General features: G+C 68.6%; 16 protein-coding genes and 4 pseudogenes. 10 read left to right on the top strand and 10 right to left on the bottom strand.

Features of this window, described 5'->3' with window-relative positions; translation table 11 throughout:
- Positions 1-97 precede the first annotated feature (97 nt).
- A complete protein-coding gene (locus tag ACH4F6_RS30085) occupies positions 98-673 on the top strand; it encodes a transposase (RefSeq protein WP_397963520.1) in 576 nt (191 codons plus the stop codon).
- A gap of 151 nt (positions 674-824) precedes the next feature.
- Positions 825-2,768, top strand: a complete 1,944-nt coding sequence (locus ACH4F6_RS30090; RefSeq protein WP_397963521.1) for a hypothetical protein — start codon at positions 825-827, stop codon at positions 2,766-2,768.
- Positions 2,769-3,658: 890 nt separating this feature from the next.
- Here the strand turns inward: ACH4F6_RS30090 and ACH4F6_RS30095 are convergent.
- Positions 3,659-4,348: a FadR/GntR family transcriptional regulator gene (locus ACH4F6_RS30095; RefSeq protein ID WP_397963522.1), complete on the bottom strand. Its 690-nt coding sequence runs from the start codon at positions 4,346-4,348 to the stop codon at positions 3,659-3,661.
- A gap of 190 nt (positions 4,349-4,538) precedes the next feature.
- Here ACH4F6_RS30095 and leuA point away from each other — a divergent pair, with 190 nt between their 5' ends.
- The 3 genes from leuA to ACH4F6_RS30110 all read left to right on the top strand — a co-directional run bounded on the left by leuA (position 4,539) and on the right by ACH4F6_RS30110 (position 7,569).
- A complete protein-coding gene (gene leuA, locus ACH4F6_RS30100; protein ID WP_397963523.1) occupies positions 4,539-6,344 on the top strand; it encodes a 2-isopropylmalate synthase in 1,806 nt (601 codons plus the stop codon).
- Positions 6,341-7,162: an ABC transporter ATP-binding protein gene (locus ACH4F6_RS30105; protein ID WP_397963524.1), complete on the top strand. Its 822-nt coding sequence runs from the start codon at positions 6,341-6,343 to the stop codon at positions 7,160-7,162. Before leuA ends, ACH4F6_RS30105 begins: the two co-directional genes overlap by 4 nt.
- Before the next feature lie 128 nt (positions 7,163-7,290).
- Positions 7,291-7,569 carry a hypothetical protein gene (locus ACH4F6_RS30110; protein ID WP_397963703.1) on the top strand — a complete coding sequence of 93 codons (279 nt, stop codon included), beginning with the start codon at positions 7,291-7,293 and terminating at the stop codon, positions 7,567-7,569.
- Between the two features lie 872 nt (positions 7,570-8,441).
- Here the strand turns inward: ACH4F6_RS30110 and ACH4F6_RS30115 are convergent.
- The 3 genes and pseudogenes from ACH4F6_RS30115 to ACH4F6_RS30125 all read right to left on the bottom strand — a co-directional run.
- Positions 8,442-8,816, bottom strand: a pseudogene (locus ACH4F6_RS30115) (WG repeat-containing protein); the annotation flags it as partial.
- Between the two features lie 72 nt (positions 8,817-8,888).
- Positions 8,889-9,104, bottom strand: coding sequence for a hypothetical protein (locus tag ACH4F6_RS30120; RefSeq protein WP_397963525.1), 216 nt, complete (start codon positions 9,102-9,104; stop codon positions 8,889-8,891).
- A gap of 179 nt (positions 9,105-9,283) precedes the next feature.
- Positions 9,284-10,252: a proline dehydrogenase family protein gene (locus tag ACH4F6_RS30125; protein ID WP_397963526.1), complete on the bottom strand. Its 969-nt coding sequence runs from the start codon at positions 10,250-10,252 to the stop codon at positions 9,284-9,286.
- Positions 10,253-10,423: 171 nt separating this feature from the next.
- Between ACH4F6_RS30125 and ACH4F6_RS30130 the strand changes: the two genes are divergently transcribed.
- From ACH4F6_RS30130 to ACH4F6_RS30145, 4 genes and pseudogenes are all read left to right on the top strand, one after another.
- Positions 10,424-11,191: a helix-turn-helix domain-containing protein gene (locus tag ACH4F6_RS30130; RefSeq protein WP_397963527.1), complete on the top strand. Its 768-nt coding sequence runs from the start codon at positions 10,424-10,426 to the stop codon at positions 11,189-11,191.
- Between the two features lie 193 nt (positions 11,192-11,384).
- A pseudogene (locus ACH4F6_RS30135) lies at positions 11,385-12,917 on the top strand (hypothetical protein); the annotation flags it as partial.
- A gap of 404 nt (positions 12,918-13,321) precedes the next feature.
- Entirely contained in the window at positions 13,322-14,098 is a 777-nt protein-coding gene (locus tag ACH4F6_RS30140) for a BlaI/MecI/CopY family transcriptional regulator (protein WP_397963528.1), read from the top strand.
- Positions 14,099-14,467: 369 nt separating this feature from the next.
- Positions 14,468-14,626: pseudogene (locus tag ACH4F6_RS30145) on the top strand (transposase); the annotation flags it as partial.
- A 139-nt stretch (positions 14,627-14,765) separates the two neighbouring features.
- Here ACH4F6_RS30145 and ACH4F6_RS30150 read toward each other — a convergent pair.
- A complete protein-coding gene (locus ACH4F6_RS30150) occupies positions 14,766-15,632 on the bottom strand; it encodes a helix-turn-helix transcriptional regulator (RefSeq protein WP_397963529.1) in 867 nt (288 codons plus the stop codon).
- A 114-nt stretch (positions 15,633-15,746) separates the two neighbouring features.
- Between ACH4F6_RS30150 and ACH4F6_RS30155 the strand changes: the two genes are divergently transcribed.
- Positions 15,747-16,445: an SDR family NAD(P)-dependent oxidoreductase gene (locus ACH4F6_RS30155; RefSeq protein ID WP_397963530.1), complete on the top strand. Its 699-nt coding sequence runs from the start codon at positions 15,747-15,749 to the stop codon at positions 16,443-16,445.
- A gap of 685 nt (positions 16,446-17,130) precedes the next feature.
- Here the strand turns inward: ACH4F6_RS30155 and ACH4F6_RS30160 are convergent.
- The 5 genes and pseudogenes from ACH4F6_RS30160 to ACH4F6_RS30180 form a co-directional block, all read right to left on the bottom strand.
- On the bottom strand, positions 17,131-17,820 hold the full coding sequence (locus ACH4F6_RS30160; RefSeq protein WP_397963531.1) for a type 1 glutamine amidotransferase domain-containing protein: 690 nt from the start codon (positions 17,818-17,820) through the stop codon (positions 17,131-17,133).
- Positions 17,821-17,908: 88 nt separating this feature from the next.
- Positions 17,909-18,502 (bottom strand): TetR/AcrR family transcriptional regulator, encoded by a 594-nt coding sequence (locus tag ACH4F6_RS30165; protein WP_397963532.1) that lies wholly within the window; start codon positions 18,500-18,502, stop codon positions 17,909-17,911.
- A gap of 753 nt (positions 18,503-19,255) precedes the next feature.
- Complete coding sequence (locus tag ACH4F6_RS30170; RefSeq protein ID WP_397963690.1) at positions 19,256-19,510, bottom strand: antibiotic biosynthesis monooxygenase family protein; 255 nt, start codon at positions 19,508-19,510, stop codon at positions 19,256-19,258.
- Between the two features lie 13 nt (positions 19,511-19,523).
- Positions 19,524-19,982: an SMI1/KNR4 family protein gene (locus ACH4F6_RS30175; RefSeq protein ID WP_397963691.1), complete on the bottom strand. Its 459-nt coding sequence runs from the start codon at positions 19,980-19,982 to the stop codon at positions 19,524-19,526.
- Positions 19,983-20,116: 134 nt separating this feature from the next.
- A pseudogene (locus tag ACH4F6_RS30180) lies at positions 20,117-20,263 on the bottom strand (IS5/IS1182 family transposase); the annotation flags it as partial.
- Positions 20,264-20,608 lie beyond the last annotated feature (345 nt).

Here is a 20,608-nt window from a genome sequence, read left to right on the forward strand (position 1 = left end):
CACCACTTTTTCGACCATGGTCGACAAGGGGCGCAAGTCATGCCGGACCCGGAGACCGGGAGCCCCATTGCGGGGCCACGGAAAAGGTAACGGGGCGATGAAGAAACGTGCCTGGATCGTGTTCCCCGACGAATCAGGCGTGTCGCTGCTGCCCGAGGTGCGTCGCAGCTACGCGCCCCGCGGCCGCACCCCTACTCTGCGGTACCGGCTGGACTGGAAACGAGCCTCGATGGCCGCCGCGCTGGGCTACCACGCCGCCCACCCCGAACGCGGCCCGCGGCTGTGCTTCCACCTCAAGCCGGGCAGCTACGACACCACTTCCCTGATCGAGGTGCTGGAACAGATCAAGACCTTCCACGCCGGTGGGTCGGTGGTGTTGGTAGGGGACGGACTGTCCGCCCACTGGAGTCGGGGCATGCGGGCCTGGGTGGCCGAGCAGGACTGGCTCCCCCTCGAGCGGCTGCCGGCCCACGCACCCGAACCCAACCCGGTCGAACTGCTGTGGTCGGCCGTCAAGACCCGCGAGCTGGCCAACCTCGCCGGCGACCACCCCGTCGATGTCGCTGACGCAGTTGAACGCGGCATCCACCGAGTCTGCTCCAGCGAGCAACTCCCCTGGTCCTTCCTCACCCACACCGGCCTGACTGTTCATCCCCAACCACCACAGAACTAACGAAAAGCTCAGTAGTGAGCGCTTGCGTGCACTTCGGTCGAGGAGGCTTTGAGCTGCGGGCTTGTAGGGTCTGGGCATGTCATTGGTGAGTGCTCAGGGCGAGTTGATTCGTCTTTGTGGGAGGGCGGGGCTCAGCGAGAGACAACGGGCCGTGCTCGAGGCCGTGCTGGCGGCTGGTGATCCTGTGTCGGTGTTGACTCGGCATGTCGGCTGTGAGCTGACGGGTGTTGTGACGCTCGCTCGGGCGCACTCCGCTTTGGAGTCGCGGGCTCGGCCGGGTCGGGTGAAGGCGCAGCCCTACGCGAATCTCGCGTTCGGCCTGATCAAGGCCTCACTCGAGGAACTGAAGACGGTCAGTCTGCACGTACCGGCGGGCCGGCTCGATGCAGCCGTCGCCGTACTCAACTCGATTGCGGCAGGCGGCGCGGGGGGCCTTGAAAGTGCGGCGGACTGCCGGGCAAAAGCAGCGCTGGTCCAGGCTGCGCGGGCCGACCTGCGGGCCGCGGTTGTCGCAGGGCTTGCGGATGCGTGGCGAGAATGCGTGACACCGGATGCCGGGCAGCGGCTCGCGCGCGAGATGGCGGCCCTGTGCGTCATCGAAGGCCGCCAGCATTACCTGCTCAGCGCGGAGGTGCGCGCGATGTTGAGCAGGGGGCGCCTCGACGCCGATCAACTGTCGCAGGTATTGCTCCCTGCGGAGCGTGACCTGCGAGTGGCCGTGGTGGTCGAAGGCACCTCCAAACTGGAGGGGCTGGAGGATCTGATGGAACCGGCCTGCGCGCCTTCGGCGATTGCGCCGGGCGATTCTGTGGCCGGATGGGGCCAAGGCGCGTCCGACCTGAAGGCTCTGATCGACATGGCCAGACACGCGTCCGACGCACGCCGCACCTGGTCCCGGGACCAGGCAGGCGGCCAGGTTGTGCTGACCTTCAGTGTTCGTGCCCGGGACTTGGGTGCTGCAGCCCTTCTCGGTCGGCAAAGAGCCTCGGAACTGCTCGACCAATACGTGGCGGGCCAGCGAACATCGGAGATCCGGCTGCGTCCTGAGACGCTCGCCTTCGACCCGGTCGCGCGCCGAACACTGCGGCTTTCTGTACCTGCCCTGGGCGCGCGTCCGGTGCGGCCTCTGACCACGGGCTGGCCGTCCGCACTGCGTGAAAGTCTGCGCACCGCGCATATCGCCCGGGTGACAGAGGCGCCAACCACGGCCGCGGGGTTGTGCTGGGCCGCGTTGGAGGCATTGGAAGTGAAGCCCGACAGCGTAGGCAAGTTGGCTCGGGCTCTGAGTCTCCAGGCCGTCCGTCAGCAGGTCGTCGACCTCCACCAACGGACGCGTACTGCCGTGGCGGCAGAGGTGGCGGCCGCGCGTGCGACACATCATGATGCTCATGCCATGGCTGACAAGCTGGAAACTGCTGCACGCAAGGCCTCGGGCGAGCACGCCGTGACCGTGGCGAAGAAAGCGATCGCGGCGCGGGCCGCCGCAGCCGAACGGAGCGCCGCGCTCGAAGAAGCACAAAGGGCCGAAGCACAACTCGAGGTGCTGGACGCCTGGACCGGGGTCGGCGACGACGGTGTGCTGCGCAGGCCCGACCACTGGCTAGACGCGATTTCAGCACCCGTTGACGCGGATCCGGCACTGCAGACGGCGGCCGACGCTCTTGGCGGCCTCCTCGGCTTCCTCAAGGGAGAGACTGCGGTCCGGCTGCATGACTGGCGCGCCATGCTTGCCGACCCCGCCTCGCTTGCCGCATGGATCGAGAAGATCGCAAATCAGTTCGAGAAGAGTCTCGACTGGCTGTACGTCATACGGAACACTGCTCTGCACGACGGCCAATTCGTGTCCGCCTCCGATCTCCTGGACGTCCACTCGGGACGTGCTCTGGTGGACATGACACTCGAGTTCCTCGGCAACTGGTTCCAGCACGAGGACAAAGCCGCACCGGAACACGTCGCTTTGCCGGCGATCCGCGTCATAGGCCACCTGGCACAGCGTCAGGAAGAGCTCTTGGAGAGGCTGCGCGGCGGAAGCCGGGAGGGGTGGAACGTAGCCCGACTCACGAGTCCCACTTCCACGGGATGGGACCGGACCTGACATGCGATGCGAATGCGAGCGCGAGGGAAGAATGAGAAGGTGTCCTCCGTCCCGTTGTCGGATCGCTGATCCGCCAACGGGACGGAGGACGGGAGTGTCCTGCCAATTGGACGAGACGCCGTAAGGCGCTGGGGACTCGAACCCCAACTTCTCCCTGTGAGCCGACGCGATGGCGAATCGCCGCACCTGTCGTGCTTCGGCCCTGATCGCTACATCATACGTCCGCGTCCCCGCCCGGCAAGCGCCTGACCGACGGTGCGCCCAGCGGCCGCGATCGGTGCGGAAGAGCCGGCCAACGTCCGCTTCGAAGGTCCAAGTGGTGGGTCAAAACGTCTCGCACGGAACCGTCTTGGGGCGAGCAGGCCGCTGCCCACAGGAATGCGGCACCAGCCGGCTTCTCTTTGTCTCTGGTGCCCTCCGTGATTGCCCACTCCGTCTGGATGCCCGAGCATGACGGCTTCGAGCCGCGTGCGAGTCAGGAAGACCTTCACAAGATCGGTGTCAGCCTGCGGGATGAAGGCGACCGGCTGCGCATGGTCGTCTGTGTGGAACTGCTGTTCGGGTTGCTGCCTCCACCGCGGAGACCGTGCACTGTGACCTGATGTCGCAGAGCCAGGATCTCGATGTCCTTGTCCCGGTCCCTAACCAGGAGTAGGCATAGCAGCGCGGGCGCATTTGCTCACGCTCAGGCAGGACAGTCGCAGGAGCATGGGCGATCACGTTGCCGGGCTGATGGGCTTCAGCGCCAAAAGCGTCCTGCAGTGAGCGTCGGTCGCGAAGGCCGTCCGCCTTTTCTCACCTGCACGGAGGAGGTTTTCGGTAAGGACAGGTGTTGGCGTATCCAGGGTCCGGCGTTCATCATGCCCACCGTTTTCCGAGGGATGTCGGGGTCACAGGGAGTGCAGCAGGGCGAGTGTCTGTTCCAGTTCATCCCGTAGCGCGGCTCCGGCGGCCTCGGCGTCCCGCTCCGCCACCGCGGTCACGAGAGCGGCGTGGCCCTCCTCGCCGTGGTGCGGGTCCTCAGAGCGCAGATCGAGCAATTCGACCAAATCAAGGAGTCGTTGTTTGAGTATCGGCACGAACTGGGTGAACAGGCCGGTCAGCACGGGGTTGTGTGCTGCGGCGACCACCGCTTCGTGCAAAGCGATGTCGGCCTCGACGAACGCGGCGTTGTCGGCGTCCCCGGCGGTCCGGCGTACGGTCAGCGCCTTCCGGATGGCCGCGATGTCCTCGTCGGTACGCCGTCGGGCCGCCAACTGCGCGGCCTCCACCTCGACGAGCATGCGGACCTCGTAGACATCGGTGATGGCCGCCTGCCGAAGCTGTATGGACCAGTCCTCCTCGGGTGTGGTCGCGATGACGAACACTCCGGAGCCCTGGCGTGCTTGGACCAGCCCTGCACCGGCCAAGGCCCGCAGGGCCTCACGAACGGTCGAGCGCCCCACGCCGAGGGACTTGGCCAGGGTGGTCTCGCTGGGGAGCCTGGTCCCTACAGCCCACTCACCGCTGGTGATCTGCTCGCGCAGCCGAGCGGTGGCCTGTTCGACCAAGGGGGACGGGCGTAGGACGCCTAGTGACATGTGAGGTTCACCTTCCCAAATCTTTCAGCTTGTCTGAGGAGCTGAGGTGTCGTTACTGTACCCGCATGCTGCTGCACGAGCTTCTTCTCCTCGGCTGCCGCTGCGGGGCCTGACACACGACCGGCACCCCGCAGCGGGGTTCCGGGTCGAGCCGGTCTCCGGATGGCTGACTGAAAGAAGTTCCGCACCGATGGCTTCCTCCCCCCTTCTGCACGGTACGACGTTCCCCACCCTGCGCACCCCCTCCGGTGACCTCCCCGCGGACGCGCCCCGGTGGAACCCCCAGCGTCCGAGCGCGATGCCGCACCACCGTTACCAGTCCGCGCACGAACGGGTAGCCCTGCCGCTGACAGATCGCACCTGGCCGTCGCGCCGGCTGGGACGCGCCCCGCTGTGGGTGCCCGTCGACCTCCGGGACGGCAACCAGGCGCTGGCCGAACCGATGGACACCGAGCGCAAACGCCGGATGTTCGATCTCCTGGTCACCATGGGCTTCAAGGAGATCGAGGTCGGCTACCCTTCCGCGAGCCAGACCGACTTCGACTTCGTACGGCACCTGGCAGAGAGCGGAGCCGTCCCCGACGACGTGACCGTCTCCGTGTTCACCGCGGCCCGGCAGGACCTGATCGACCGGACCGTCGCCTCCGTCGAAGGGCTGCCCCGCACCCTCGTCCACCTCTACACCGCGACCGCGCCCACCTGGCGGGACGTCGTGCTGGGCCGCTCCCGCGCGGAGGTGCACGCTCTGATCCACGAGGCCGCCACCTATCTGCTGCGCCGTGTCGAGGAACGACCGCACGCCGACATCCGGTTCGAGTTCTCCCCCGAGGTCTTCAACCTCACGGAGCCGGACTTCGTGCTGGAGGTGTGCAACAGCCTGTCCGAACTGTGGGAGGCCAGCCCCGACCGGCCGGTGGTCCACAACCTGCCGGCGACCGTGGAGATCGCCACCCCCAATGTGTACGCGGACCAGATCGAGTACATGGACCGTCACCTGGCCCGCCGTGACGCGGTGATCCTCTCAGTTCACCCGCACAATGATCGCGGGACCGGCGTCGCCTGCGCCGAACTCGCCGTCCTGGCGGGCGCGCAGCGCGTCGAAGGATGCTTGTTCGGCAACGGTGAACGCACCGGCAACGTCGACCTGGTGACCCTGGCACTGAACCTGTACGCGCAGGGCGTCGACCCGATGATCGACTTCTCCGACATCGACGCGGTGCGCGAGGTCGTGCAGTACTGCAACCGTCTGCCGGTCCACCCGCGCCACCCCTACGGCGGCGACCTCGTGCACACCGCCTTCTCCGGCACCCACCAGGACGCGATCTCCAAGGGCATGGCCCATCACGCCAAGCAGGCCGCCGAGCAGGGCGTCCCGGCCGAACAGGCGCCGTGGCAGGTGCCGTACCTGCCCATCGATCCCGGTGACATCGGCCGCACGTACGAAGAGGTCATCCGCATCAACTCCCAGTCCGGCAAGGGCGGCATCGCCCATCTCCTCCACACCCACCACGGCCTGGACCTGCCCCGGGCCATGCGGCCGGACTTCTCCCGCACGGTGCAGCAGGTCACCGACTCGACCGGCGAGGAGCTGTCGCACAAGGAGCTGTGGGAGCTGTTCCACACCACCTACCTCACCCCGGCCCTGGACGGCCCGGTCACGTTGGAGTCCTGGAACACCGCCGAACCCGCCCCTGGCGAACACCAGTTCATCTGCACCCTGCGCACCGGCGGTCAGGAGCACCTCTGCGAGGGCACCGGCAACGGACCCCTGTCCGCCTTCGCCGACGCCCTGCACGGCATCGGCGTCACCGTCGACATCCTCGGCTACACCGAGCACTCCACCACCACCGGCCCGAACAGCCCCGCCATCGCCTACGCCGAGTGCCGCGTCGACGACGTGGTCCGCTGGGGCGCGGGCTGGGACACCTCGGTGCTCACTGCCTCCGTCCACGCGGTCATGGCCGCCGTCAACCGCTCCGGGCGGGTCAGCTCGTGAGTACACCCCCGGTTCTGTCCGTGCGGGACGTGGACGTCATACGCGACGGCAATCCGATCCTGCGCGAGGTGTCACTGACCGTCCGAGCCGGCGAACACTGGGCGCTGCTCGGGGCCAACGGGGCGGGCAAGAGCACGCTGCTCGCTCTCCTCGGGGCGCTGACCCATCCCACCCGCGGCTCCGTCGAGGTGCTGGGCCACCGGCTGGGCCGGGCCGACATGCGCCGGCTGCGTTCCTACGTCGGCCATGTCGATCCCCGGCACGACCCGCGGTCACCGCTGAAGGTGCACGACGTCGTACTGACGGGTCTGACCAACACCCTGGAGCGGGTGCCCCGCTGGGAGCCGACGCACGAACAGATCGCCATGGCCGACAGGCTGATCGCCCTGCTCGGCCTCGACGGCCGTCGCGACGCCCGGTGGCCGACCCTGTCCCAGGGGGAACGAGGCCGTGCGCTCATCGCCCGGGCTCTCATGCCCAGCCCCCGGCTTCTGCTGCTCGACGAGCCCGCCACCGGTCTGGACGTGGCCGGCCGGGAGCAGCTCATCGAACGGATCGACACCTTGCAGCGCACGTACACCGGTCTGGCGTCGGTGCTGGTCACCCACCATCTGGAGGAACTCCCCCCGGGGACGACCCATGTGATGCTGCTGCGGGACGGGCGCCGCCTCGCCTCCGGCCCGGCCGACGAGGTATTGACCAGCGACCAGATCAGCAAGTGCTTCGACCATCCCATGCGCCTCACCTGCATCGACGGACGCTGGAACGTGCGAGCGGACCGCCCAGTAGGGGGCCGCGGCGAACGGAGTGACAGGTGACAGGGTGACGATCGTGGTGGTGCGTCCCTCTCAGGTACGCGCACCACCACGGCCGGAACCGTCGCGCCAGTGATCACTTCACGGACGCGCTCGCCCCGCGCAGGCCCGGTTTCGACCGCGTCCGTGTCATGGATCGCATCGGCCTGGCTGCCGCACTTTTCACCGAGGGCGAGCCCGAGCAGGGCGCCGCTGCGGCTCACCAGGCGCTGGACGACGCCACCCGCGTCGACTCCACGCTCGTCGTCCTCGCCCGCTCCCCGATCCGCGCCCTACGGCAGATGCCGGATCCGCCCGCCACCACCCTGCCGTCGCCGCCCGCAGCCCGGATCTCCCCTCCCACCATGCCCACTCCAGCGCTCGCGGACGACGCACGGCACGACCGCTCACCTGGAGGCGATGCCTCGTGAACAAGGTGCCGAACTCGGCGGCGACTTCCGCTGCCACACCACCCGATCCCTTGGAGTGCACCGTACTGACCGACAACATCGTGCCCGTCGCGGACCTCCTGCCGCCGCAGTCCGCCGCCGACACCTCCGAGGCTGTGGCGGCCCGGGCCACGATGGTCGCCCGGCTTGAGGAGAGCGGAGAGCTCAGCCGCAGTCCGGTGCGAGAGGCTCTGCTCGCGCTGCCACGCGAGATCCTGCTCCCGCACGCCTACGTCCGGGTCAGCGGCCCGGGCGCGGACCCGTTCGACTCGCGCCTCCTCGACGGCTCCCATCCCGACGATCGTCAGGAGTGGCTCGAGTTGATCCACAGCGACGAGTCGATCCTGCTCCAGCGCGACGGCGAACCCCCAGACGCTCTCCCCCGCGGGCCGGTGACCGGCGGACGCATGACGTCCATGTCCACCTACACCCCTGCCACGGTCGAGGCCCTCCAAGCCATGGAACTGGGAGCGGCCCGGTGTGCGGCGTCGAAGCCGATGACCCAGCCCTTCTCGTCGGTGACCGCCTCGGGATGGGGTGCTGGGATGACGGAGCCGTCGGTGCGCAGTCACGCCCCAACACGATGTGGTGTGGTGGCGTGCGAGCGCGGCTCCCGCGGTGTCGAAGCGGCCGGTCCAGGAGTCCCGGGGGGTGATCGCCCATGCACTGGTCGCATCGAGGTGGCCGCGCAGGTATCCGTCACCTGCTGTGAGCAACCCGCTGCCCCACCGAGGGTCCATCTCCCCGTCGTGGGCCACGACCATCCGGCCGGAGGAGTTCATGAAGCCCGCGGTGGTGCGGCCGGGCTCGCCTTCCACCGCGCAGGCCAAGCCGCCGGCGTCGAAGGGGCGCAGCACGCGGAAACGCGGTTCGGTGATCCACTGGCCGGCGGTGTCCACCAGGCCCCGCAGGTCCCCCACCCGTACCGGGGCGGCCCCGTCGGCGCCGAAAGGATGGGCTCCGTCGAAACGGGCGGGGATGGCGAGGAGGCCCTGCCGGTCCACGTGGCCACAGCGTCTAGTGCTCTGCAGCCGTACGCCGCCCAGGCCCACCGGGCCGAACGGACCGGCGGCCGCGAAGGGGTCGACGATGACGATCGTGCCGGTGGTGTCGGCGTAGGCGGCGCCCTGTTCGGTGCGCCCTACGGCGAGATCGTGGTGGAACGGGTCGGCCTGGGCGAATTGGACGGGAATGCGGTGGTGGCCGTCGGTGTCGGCGTATCCCCACAAGCCGTCGTGCTTGAAGGGTGAGAGGCTGGCGCAGTCGAAGGGCCCGGCGTATTCGAGGTCGGGTGGGGTCAGCTACTGGCCGAGGTGGTCCAGGTGGCCCCAGCGCTTCTGGGTGTCCGCGGCGGGGGCGATCAGCCGGCCGGGGCCGGCACGGTGGAAGGGACCGGCTGCGCAGGGGTCCGGGGACCGCACGAGCCGTCCCGCGCCGTCGTCGAGTGCCAGGCGGCGGCAGAAGGGCTCCCTGCCTTCGATCGGCACAGCGATGAGAGCGGGCGGGACGGTGGACACGGGAGTCCTCTTTTCACACGATAGGTGCCGGCCACCGTATCCGGCGGCGCCCGCATCCCGGCGTGCCTCCCCTCCCGCGGCGGAGGGGCGCCGCGCTGCGCTGCCTCGGAGGGGGGGCCTGGGTCGGTTGCCGTCGTCGGCCGCTGTGGAGCTGCGGCTGGCTCCTGGGGTGGGCGGTGTCAGTGCCGGGTGGGGGTCGCGGCGTCGAGGACGGCGTGCAGGAGTCGTTGGGGGTCTTCGGCGAGACGGTTGCAGACGTAGAGCCACCATTCAGTGCCGAAGACGACGTACTCGCGGGTGGGGTGGCCGTGCTTGGCCATGGCGTCGAGCCGGTCCGGGCCCAGGCCCAGCAGGGTCTCGAACTCCCAGGGGGCAGTGTGGTGGTCGCCTGCTCCTCCGAGGTGCCGGTCGAGCTGTTCGATCAGCTGCCAGTCGTGGGTGGCGAAGGAGCACAGGTGGCCGGAGTCGGCGAGCATGTGTGCGTAGCGCAGGTAGGCGGCGGGCAGGTCGGCGGACCCGCGGGGCAGGGCGATGTCTTCGGGTTCGAGGAAGGCGCCTTTGACCAGGCGGATTCTGCCGGGCCGCTCCAGCAGGCGCGGCAGGTCTTCCTGGGTGCGGTGGAGCCGGGCCTGGACGGTGATCCCGACGTGGGTGAAGCGTTCGCACAGCCTTGCGTGGAGGGCCAGGATGTCGTCGGTGCGGTCCGAGCCCTCTGCCGAGATGACCATTTCTCGCCCGGTGCCGCAGGTCGCCTCGGCGATGCGAGTGGCGTTGGTCAGGGCCAGATCCGTGTCGATGGCGAGCCCGATGTGGGAGAGGTCGAGCGAGAGGGACGCTCCGGCCGGCAGCACTCGGGCGGCTTCCACGAACACGTCGGTCTCGGCGACGGCGCGCTCGGGGTCGCGGCAGCTCTCGCCCATGTACTCCACGTTCACCCGGTGGCCGCGGTCGAGCACGCTCGATGCCCGTTCCAGCGCGTCGTTCAGCGAAGGCCCGGCGACGTAACGGCCGGCCACCTTGCGGGCGAGCGGGCCCAGAACGGGATCGTCCGGGATCCGCCACTTGAGGTTCTCGTCAAGGGCGAGAGCGCGCAGGACCTGTGCGACCTGCTGCGCGGTGTCCGGGGCATGGGTCAGGGAAGCAGTCATTACGAACCTCACGAAGAACGGGGCCGGGGCCGGTGCGGGTGAGAGACCCGCAGTATGTTCCGGCGCCTCGGCGTGTCCTTGAGCCTGTCAGTCGGATGCCCCCGGGGGTAGTGGCAGTGATGCCAGGTAGGCTGCACATCCTGCCATCTCGACGAAACACGGTCCCCGCCGATGCTGCGCGACGTTGCTGTCCTTGCCCTTGAGGGAAGCCACGCTTTCGAGCTGGGCGTCTTCTGCGAGGTCTTCGGTATCGACCGCGGGGCCCGTGTGCTGAGCATCTGCACCGGCGCGTTCGTGCTCGGCCAAGCCGGCCTCCTCGACGGGCGGCGGTGCACCACGCACTGGCAGTACACCGACGAGCTCGCCCGCCGCTATCCCTATGCCCGTGTCGAGGCGGACGTCCTCTACGTCGACGAGGACCCTGTCATCACCGGCGCCGGCACCGCGGCGGGCATCGACACCTGCCTGCACCTGGTGCGCAAGGAGCACGGCAGTGCCGCCGCCAACATGATCGCCCGGCGCATGGTCGCGCCCCCGCACCGGGAAGGCGGCCAGGGCCAGTACCGCAAGCTGCCCACCCCGCGCACTCCGGACGGCACCCTTGCCCCCGTGCTGGCCTGGATGCTGGACAACCTCCACCAGAGTCTCACCGTGGCCGACATGGCCGCCCGCGCCGCGATGTCCCCGCGCACCTTCGCCCGCCGCTTCCGCACCGAGACCGGGACCACGCCCCTGCGGTGGCTGACCACCCAGCGCCTCCTCACGGCCCAGCACCTCCTGGAGACCAGCACCGAGCCCATCGCCACGATCGCGAACCGCACCGGTTTCGGCAGCATCGACACCTTCCGCCACCACTTCACCCACACCACCGGCATCACACCGCACGCCTACCGCAGCGCGTTCCGCGCGCCGGCCCCCGCCATCACCCGACACATGTGACATCACCGCCCCAGCCCCGCGAAGCGCGTGGGCACCGTGCACCGCCAGGCACGTCGGGCCCAGCGGGAGAACCTGCCCGGCCGGAAGGAGTGCGGCCGCGCAGTGCGCTTCATCGGAGCAGGCAGCCAGCCCTCGACACTGGGCTCGTGTCAGACCCGGTCGCCATGATCGGTCCATGGACGAGGAGCAGCGCGAGGACCTGCCGCAGTTGCTGCCCACCGCACGGATCGCCCACATGCGGCAGCCCACACACGCACTGCGCGACCTGAGTGAACGCCTGCTTGAGGCCCATCAGATGCCCGAGACCAGCCGCCACCCCTACGTGCTGCCGTGCGCATCGTCTCTGGACCCGGACATCGCTTGGGAATTCACCGACGTCATCGACAAGGCCGGGACGGTTCCCGTCACCCTCATCGCCCCAGCGAGCACGGCGGCCGCGCACTTCCCCGAGGCGGAGATCCTCAACGCCTCGCTCAGCACACCGCAGCAACTCGATTTCGCCGGCACCGACATCACGGTGCAGCGCCTCGAGCACGCCGCCTACCTCCAGATCACCACCGCGTTGAAGGTGTCCGCGCAGCCGCCGCACCCGGCTGAGGGCCCGTGGCAGGACGTCCCGGACGAGCCCGACAGCGTGCACCAGCCGAAGCAGACCAGGCATACCCAGCCCCAAAAGTCGGCCGGGCCCGCGCCCGGCGCAGGCACAAGCCCTTCGGTGACGCCGGCAGCAAACGTGAGCAGCGACGTCTTCCCGGCTCTGCTCGCCGCCACCACCGACCCGACCGGACTTCGCCTCCTGCCCACCGCCACACCAGCGTCTCAGGTCGAGGAGACCCACGCCTCGGCGGCCAAGTCTGCGGTGCCCCAGGCCGCAGACGATCCGGAGCCCACGGAAACCGGTCACCAGCACGCCGCGACGGAGGCCACAGCCCCGAAGGCGGAAGCGGTGGCGAGTGAGGACACACATCGTGACCCGCACGCCCCGGAGATCCGGGTTCTGGGCCCCATCGAGGTGACGGGAGTGGACAGCACCGGCCATGGCCCGCGAATGGCGCAGCTGGCCGCTCTGTTGTTCTTCCGGCCCGGGCGGAACGCGGACGCCGTGTGCTCCGACATGGATCCCGTCAGTCCGTGGGGACTGAGCGCCCTCAACGCCCGGATGCAGGGTCTTCGCCGGTCACTGGGCAGCGACCCGGCCGGCAATCCCTACGTGCCGCGCCGCAAGGCAGGCGCAGACCCCTACCGGCTCGCCCCCGGTGTGCGCTGCGACTGGACCCGCTTCCTGCAGCTCGTCGAACGCGCTCTGCCACTGGGACCGTCCGGCCTGCCCGATCTGGAAAAGGCGCTCGCCCTGGTCCGCGGCAAGCCTTTCGGCGGCCGGCCGCTGCCCTGGGCCGAGCCCCACGCTCAGGAGATGATCACGCGAATCATCGACGTGGCGCACACCGTGGCCACCTGCCGCGCCCCCGCGGGCCCGCACCACGATCTCAGCGCGGCCCGTCAGGCCGTCGCGACCGGCCTCGACGTCGACGACACGGCAGAGCTGTTGTACCGGGACTGGTTCAGGATCGAGTATGCGGCCGGAAACCGGCAGGGGCTGCATACCGCCATCGTCCTCGTCCAGCAGGTCAACCGGGCATTGGACTGTTCACTGGAGATGGAGACCGAGCAACTCATCAACGAGCTCCTCAACGACCCGGGCTCGCCGGTACACAAAACTCTGTAGCCGCTGGAGTCGGGGTGCGACGTCTCATGTCGAGGCTTTGGGCATTCCCAGAAGATGCCAGCGCTGCTTCCCCCATGCCGTCAACGAATCAGCGCCGTGAACAGCGAGGGCATCCGGCATGCCGGTGAAGGTCATGCTCGGCAACGAAGTGAGAAGTCGCAGTCACGGCGGTGTCGTCTTCCCGGGCAGGGTGTCTGCGCGGGACGGGTCGGGATGGGCCGTGGAGCGGGAGGCGGTGGGGTGTTTTCGTGTCCGGTGTTCCTTGCGGCGGACCGGTGCGCGGGGTGAGGCAGGGACGTGTACGGCGGTTCACGCGGGTGGTGCTTGCCCGAGGCAGCGGTGACGGCACCGTGTGGGTGGGTAGCATCCAGCAGCAACAACCCCGTGCAAAGGAGTGTGTCGCAGTGGCCGACGAGCCGGAAGTGCCCACCACCCAGAGCCTGCAGAGCCAGTACGAGGCCCAGTTCGCCCACCACCTCACGGAGAACCGGGAGGAACAGGCCCGTCTGCGCAAGCGTCTTGAGCAACTCGTGGTGGACGAGGCCTGGCTGGTGAAGGCACTGGAGGCGGTGTCCGCCCCGGCCAAGGACAAGGCCGATACCCAGACACCCGAGGACGAGTCGGCGCGGCCGCAGGACAACACGACCAAGCCCGCGGAGCCGGCCGACGTGGCCGAGCCGGCTGTTGAGGCTTCCTCCGCGCTGCCCAAGCAGCGGCGGGACAAGCCGGCCGCGGCGAAGAAAACGGCGGTCAAGAAGACCACCGCGAAGAAGACCACCGCAAAGAAGGCGCCTGCGAAGAAGGCACCTGCGGCGAAGAAGACCGCAGCGGCTGAGCAGGCACCCGCGGTGAAGAAGACGGCGGTCAAGTCCGGTGAGCCGCCCCTGGGGGAGTTGCTGCTGAGCATCCTGCGCCGGCACACCGGGCAGCCGCGCACCGCGGGTGAAGTGGTCAGCGACCTGGAGCGGGAGTATCCCGAGCGGGCCCGCGACATCAACACCGTGCGCAACGCGCTGGAACGGCTGGTGGCCAAGAGCCTCGTCGAGCGGACGAAGCAGAAGAACACCGTGCTCTACACCGTCGTGGCTGCGTCCGCGCCCGCCGCGGACGACACCGCCGCAGAAGCGTCCCCGGCCGCCGAGGCGAGCGAAGACACCGAGAAGGTGCCGGTAAAGGCCTGACTCCCTCGCCCGGCACGGTGACACCGGCCGCACCGGGCGCCCGTTACCGGGCGCCCGGCTCCCTCCCGCTCCCTTGAGCCTTGGTGGCGAGGCGCCGTCGGGTGCTTGTGCGCGGCCGCGCACAGGCATGCGGCGGCTGCCTGCCCCGGGGGGGTGCCTGCATGTTCTTCGTCAGGCGTGTGCGCAGCTGCGGTCCGGGATTCGTCTTCTTCGTAAGGTAGGAGAATGTCTCGTCGTGCCGGAGATGATAAATGGGTTGGGGCAGCCTTGGCTGAGGCTTCGTCTCCTTCGTAGTCGCAGCATGTTCGTGCCGGGCATGACCTTGCTTCTTTCGCTGATGTCCCTGAGGCTGCGGAAGCGTTGACGGGGCTCGGCCGCCAGTTCCCCAAGGTCAGAGAGAAGCTGCTGGAGGCGAAAGAGGACCTGACCGCGTTCGCGGACTTCCCACACCAGCACGGGAAGAAGATCCAGTCCACGAACCCGCTCGAGCGGCTGAACCGGGAAATCAAGCGCCGCGCCGACGTCGTCCTACACCGTCCAACCGATACGCCCCTGCCATGCCCAGGATGCCGATGAATGGGTGGTTCCCCCCCCCGGATCGACGGCCGGCATGGTGGCTCGGCGCTCGCCGCGCACATGCAGCCGGCCGATCGACGCGTGGGTCGGATCAGTTGTGCGTGGTGGCCGGTGGACCGGCGATGGCGGTCAGTCGGAGCTTGGTCTCGTCCTCGCTGCCGGGCGCAGCAGTCATGATCACGATCTTGAGTTCGCAGTCGCCGTCGGTCAGGGTGTCGCAGTCCACCGTGACAGGTCCTACCGAGGGGTGGTCGATCGTCTTGTGGTCCTGGCGGTGTGCGGCCACCTCTCCGGTCGCCCACAGCTCGGCGAATCTGGTGTTGTCGGCGATCAGTTCGCGGATCAGAGAGGCAAGGCGCATGTCGTGGGGGAAGCGGCCGGTGGCGCGGCGTAGGTCGGAGACGACGGCGGCGTCGGTGGCGAGCCGGTCCGTCTCTGTCACCGGCCACAGGGCGAGGCGGACGGGACTTTCGTCGACCGGGAATCTGTCACGGGCGAAGTTGCGCAGGTGCGGCGGCGAGGCGGAGGGATCGCCGAGGAGTGCGGCCCATCCGCGATTCCACCAGATCAGCTGCCAGTCCGCGGCGAAGACGGCGACCGCGACGTCTCCGAGGCGGGCGAGCACCCGCTGAACGCCGGGCGGGAGATGGTCGGGGACCGTTCCGTGCGCCGGTGGGACCAGGTCGGCCAGCCGGTACAGGTGGTCTCGCTCGTCCGTGGACAGTTGCAGGGCGCGCGCCAGGGATGCCACCACGCTCGCTGAGGGTGTGGTGGCGCGTCCCTGTTCCAGGCGCACGATGTAGTCGACCGACATTCCTGCGAGGTCGGCCAGTTCTTCGCGCCGCAGCCCGGTCGTGCGGCGCCCTCGTGCCGTCGGCAGTCCGGCGGCCGACGGGGGCAGCCGGTCACGCCACGTACGGATCATTGCGCCCAGTCCGCTCCCGGGTCTTGCCGTCATGTTCCTCATTCTCCCGCGTTCATGGTCGTCGGGGCGGGCGCGAGGGTGGTACTGCTCTTCCTACCGTCGAAGTCTCCCTGGTCCGTGCCTCCCGGCCGCAGGAGGATCGAAGGCATGACGATCACTTTCATTACCGGAGCCAACAAGGGTCTCGGCCGCGAGACCGCCCGCCGCCTGATCGAGTGCGGTCACACCGTGCTTGTCGGAGCCCGCAACCGCGAGCAGGGCGAGGAGGCCGCCGCAGCGCTCGGCGCACGCTACGTTCCCATCGACGTGGGGGACGACGCGTCCGTGGCCGCCGCGGCCGCGAATGTCACCGAACACGAGGGCAGGATCGAGGTCCTGATCAATAACGCCGGTGTGCACGGCGCCGCCGGCGATCCCGGCGACCTCACCGCCGCCGACGCCCTCGCCGTTTTCGACGTCAACCTCATCGGCGTCATCCGCACCACCACCGCGTTCCTGCCGCTGCTGCGCCGTTCGGGCGACCCTGTGATCGTCAACGTCAGCAGCGGCATGGGCTCCCTCGCCCTCACCCACGACCCCGACCGGCCCGAGTCGCACGTCGTCGCGCCGCTGTACACCTCCTCGAAGGCGGCGCTGACGATGCTGACCACGCAGTACGCCAAGGGGCTCAAGGGCATCCGCGTCAACGCCGCCGATCCCGGCTACACCGCGACCGATCTCAACGGTCACAGCGGCCCCCAGACCGTCACCGAGGGCACGGACGCGATCGTGGCCCTCGCCACCGAGGGGCCCGGCGCTGGAACCGGGCGCTTCGTCTCCCGCCACGGCGAGATGGCCTGGTCCTGAACCTGTCCGGGCTGGATCAGCCATTCAAGGCGACTACGAAGGTGTTGCGGTTTTCGGGTGGGTCCGAGGCGCACATCGCACCGTGACCGATGCGCGGGCTTCGCCTTTGCGGCGGCCGGACCGGTCGGTCTCTTTGTGCGACACGAGTACAGGCGGCGGACCATAAGAGGGGGTTCGTCCGGCCGTACCTGCTCATCGGCGGAAGCGGCTCCTGCTCTCGAGCGGCTGCCTCAGCCGCTCGAGAGCAGGAGCCGGCGGTCGTGATCGGCGGTGGGTGGAGGAAGACGCCGCAAGGAGTGCGGTGCCTGGTCGACCGTCCATAACCGCTTCGGCCGTGGCCTGACGGCGACGTAAGGAGCGGACCGGCGGCTGTCCGGACGACCGAAGGCCAACCAGCTACTTCCGCGACCCGGCTCACCATCGGTCTTCCGGGCAGACGGCGTCGGCACCCTCTTTGCGCAGAGCTCTGTGGGGTGGGTCAGCGCGATCCAGGGCTCGCGGAGGAGAACTGCGGGAGCTCGGGCCACATCTGCCCGAGGAATCTCTTTGTGTCTCCCGGCGGTATCGAGCGCCATGATTCCCCGCCCGGCTGCCCTCTTGACTGTGGTGAGGTTTCATCGGCCAGGCGCCCCGGCCGGTCCGGCCGGGGCGGTCGTGCGTCACGCAGGGAACGGGGAGTCTGTGCTCACGCGCTCATCTTGCTGACCAGTTCGACGAGGGCGTCGGCCGCCGGTCCCGAGGAGGCGGGGTTCTGGCCGGTGATCAGCAGGCCGTCCTGGACGACGTAGGGCTGCCAGTCGTCGGCCTTGGTGTAGTGGCCGCCCAGGCGCTTGAGTTCGTCCTCGACGAGGAAGGGGACGATGTCGGTGAGGGCGACGCCCTCCTCCTCGGAGTTGGCGAATCCGGTGACCTCCTTGCCCTGCACCAGCGGCGTGCCGTCCTCGTTGACGGTGTGGCGCAGGACACCGGGTGCGTGGCAGACCACTGCCAGCGGCTTGCCCGAGCGAAGAGTCGTCTCGATCAGCTGCTTGGAGTCCGGGTCCTCGGCGAGGTCCCACAGCGGACCGTGGCCGCCGGGGTAGAAGACCGTGTCGAAGTCGTCGGCCGTGACCGAGTCCAGGCGGACGGTGTTCGCCAGTGCCGTGATCGCCTCCGTGTCCGTCTCGAAGCGCCGGGTCAGTTCGGTCTGGAAGTTCGGCTCGTTGCTCTTGGGGTCCAGGGGCGGCCGGCCGCCCTTCGGGGAGGCGAGGGTGATCTCCCAGTCGGCCTCCTGGAAGCGGTAGTAGGGCGCGGCGAGTTCCTCCAGCCAGAAGCCGGTCTTGCGGCCGGTGTTGCCGAGCTCGTCGTGCGAGGTGAGAACGATGAGAACCTTCATGTCGCGTTTCTCCTGTGCAGTAGACCAGTCGTCTACAGTTGGGTAAAGGAAAGCCCGCACCTCTCGGCCGGGCGTGGAGCCGCCGGACTCAGAGGTGGAGCAGATGCCGGGTCGTAGTCATGGCGGTGTCGAGTGGTGCGAGGCTGCGATGGATCTTGGCCATGACGCTCGCACCGAGCCACATGTCGTACAGGGCCTGCGCCGTACCGCGAGGATCGCCGTCGATCACGATCGACCCGTCTTCGAGACCGCCGGCGATCGCGCGCTCGATACGGTCGACGATGGCACCGGTGCCCGCCTTCATGGCCAGCCGCATCGTCTCCGACAGGTCCGCGACTTCGGCACCGAGCTTCACAGCGAGGCACTTGCCCTGGCACTCGTCGAGACTCTGCGTCTCCCGCCACTGCTGCCAGTAGGCCATGAGCCGCTCGGCGGCCGCCTTGCCGGGCTGCGCGAGAACGCGGTCCATGTCGGAGACGTACTCGTCGAAGTAGTTCTTCAGAAGTGCTTCACCAAAGGCGTCCTTGGAGGTGAAGTAGTGGTAGAAGGAGCCCTTCGGCACGCCGGCCTCCGCGAGCACCTCGTTGATGCCGACCGCGGAGTAGCCCTTGCGGGCCATGATCCGCTGAGCGACATCAAGGATGCTTCGTCGGGTGTCGGTGCTGCGCGCGGTAGTGGGCATGAGGAAAACGTAGCATCCAAATAGACCGGTCGTCTAGAAGCGGGTGCGGCACAAGGGAGCCCTGGGGCAGGAAAGCTCCGAGGCAAGGAAGTCCCGAGGTAGGCCCGCTCCCCCGTCATGTCCTTCGCGGTCCTGCAAGAAAGCCGCTGCCCTCCGGGCCCGGCATGACTGTTGCCCCCTGTCGATGGGATGACCTGGCGGTGGTGCCACCGGGCCCGAGGGGAACCTCAGACGGTGGCCGGCCTCGCAGCGGGCCCACCGGCACACCAGCGGTCACCTGACCCGCCCACAACCACTCCCCCACCCTTGCGCGACTTGTGCGCACAGCCACACAGTTGTCGTCTTCTTGCCCCCTGCCGAGCCATCGCCCTGACGCCGCTCCGCCTGGTCTCGGCGTTGGCAACAGAGCCCCCTGAAAAGCCCTGGGCGGCGAAGTTCACGCAGCGGGAGACTACTGAATCGGGACACGGTCAACACCACCTTCCGGGCTACGAAATGGTGATGTCCGGTCCCTGCCAGGAGCGCCAGGCTTCACCACCACTTCGCCGATAGCGATCGGCCGGCCCACGACCGGCGTCGTCGAGCTGCGTCGCCCGACTCAGAGGCACCCCCGGCATGGGGCTGCGTATGCGACAGGACCGCCACTTCCCACGAAGCAGCGGTCACATTCGTGTCGTCTCTGATTTCGGCAGGGTCATCAGCCAAGGGGCTGTGGCTCAACTCGACTTGACCTGCACGGACCACACGCTCTGGTCAGGCGACGCAGATTCCTGGCACGGCCTGCGCTCTGAACAGATGCGGACTGGCGACCAGGGTTGCCGGATAGAGCTTGCGTGCTGCCGCGCGAACGGAGTCGTCGAGACGAGCTGCGCGGTAGTGGTCAACCGACTCCCAGACGGCGTGGTTGAGGAACGTACTGCTCCCAGCGATACCTCGGTACAGCTGCGTGGAGATGAAGCCCGGCCGGCCCTTCAGGACGGCCGCGTCGGTGGCCCAGGCATGCAGCAGTTGGTCGACCCGGCTACAGGATTCCCGGCTCGCCGTTGGCGACGAACTGTGTCAGGGATCGCTCCAGCAGCTCGAGAAGCTGCCGCAGGTCATCAGCGACCCGGTCGAGCTCGGGTTCGTCCAGCGACACCGTTCGCGTCCGGTAGATCGCTCCGCTGGGGCCGGCGACATAGGACAGGCCGCCACCGTTCGAGCCGATGACCAGGCCATCGTCCTTCTGGTCCGCGCCGACATCGACAGCGTCGTACTGCTTGAACCGCAGAAGGACATCAGCTGCCGGATCGATGAAGTAGCCGTTGCCGACGTCCGACCAGGTGACGTCGCCGATGCTGTCGTAGAAGGTGCCCAGGCCGGCAGGGACGATGCTGACCTGGGCAAGTGCGCGAGCCGCGGCCTGGTCGGCGTGATCGGCCAGCCGGACCTCATTGGCTCCCGGGGCAAAGCCGTGCCGGCGCTCGAACTCGTCTGTCATGGCCTCCAGGGCCTTTGAGACCGTGCTGGTCCACGAGGTCAACCAGGCGGGGGAAAGCGAACGGTCACTCATGAGGCCGGATCATGGCATGGGCCGCGGACATCCACGGGCGCCCAACGCCCCTGCCCTGAAGGTCAGCGCAATGCCCCGAGCTGCCCGCGGGTGATGAGGCAGCAGGCGAGTCCAAAAAAGACTTCGTGCATGTCGGCCCTGCGTTCCCAGCGGATGCGCAGGCGCCGGAAGTCGTGCAACCTGGCAAACGTCCTGTCGACCACCCAGCGGAGCAATCGAGCTGTTTCACTCGCGCTGCAGCCTGTGACGAAACCGGCGGACACCCTTGCCATTGACCGCTCCACGCCGCGCTGGGCGGAGCTCTCCGGGCCGTCGCTCGCGTGGCTAGGATGCGGGTGCCGGCGGTCCTCTGTGCGGGAGAAGGCGCCGGCATCTCACAGCAGGACGGGGCGGGGCCGTGAGAAGCACCGTCACCGCCCTGTCAGATTCCCCGGTTCTTAAAGCGGCGGCTGTTTCTGAGTTCGCTCAGGAAGAGCCCCGGCTCGCCCTCGTCCGTCGACGTCATCGACTTCCGGCGGCACTTGAAGCCCCAGCAGACGCGAGTCGAGCCGCTG

Source organism: Streptomyces sp. NPDC017936 (genome assembly GCF_044328485.1).
Taxonomy (GTDB): Bacteria; Actinomycetota; Actinomycetes; order Streptomycetales; family Streptomycetaceae; genus Streptomyces.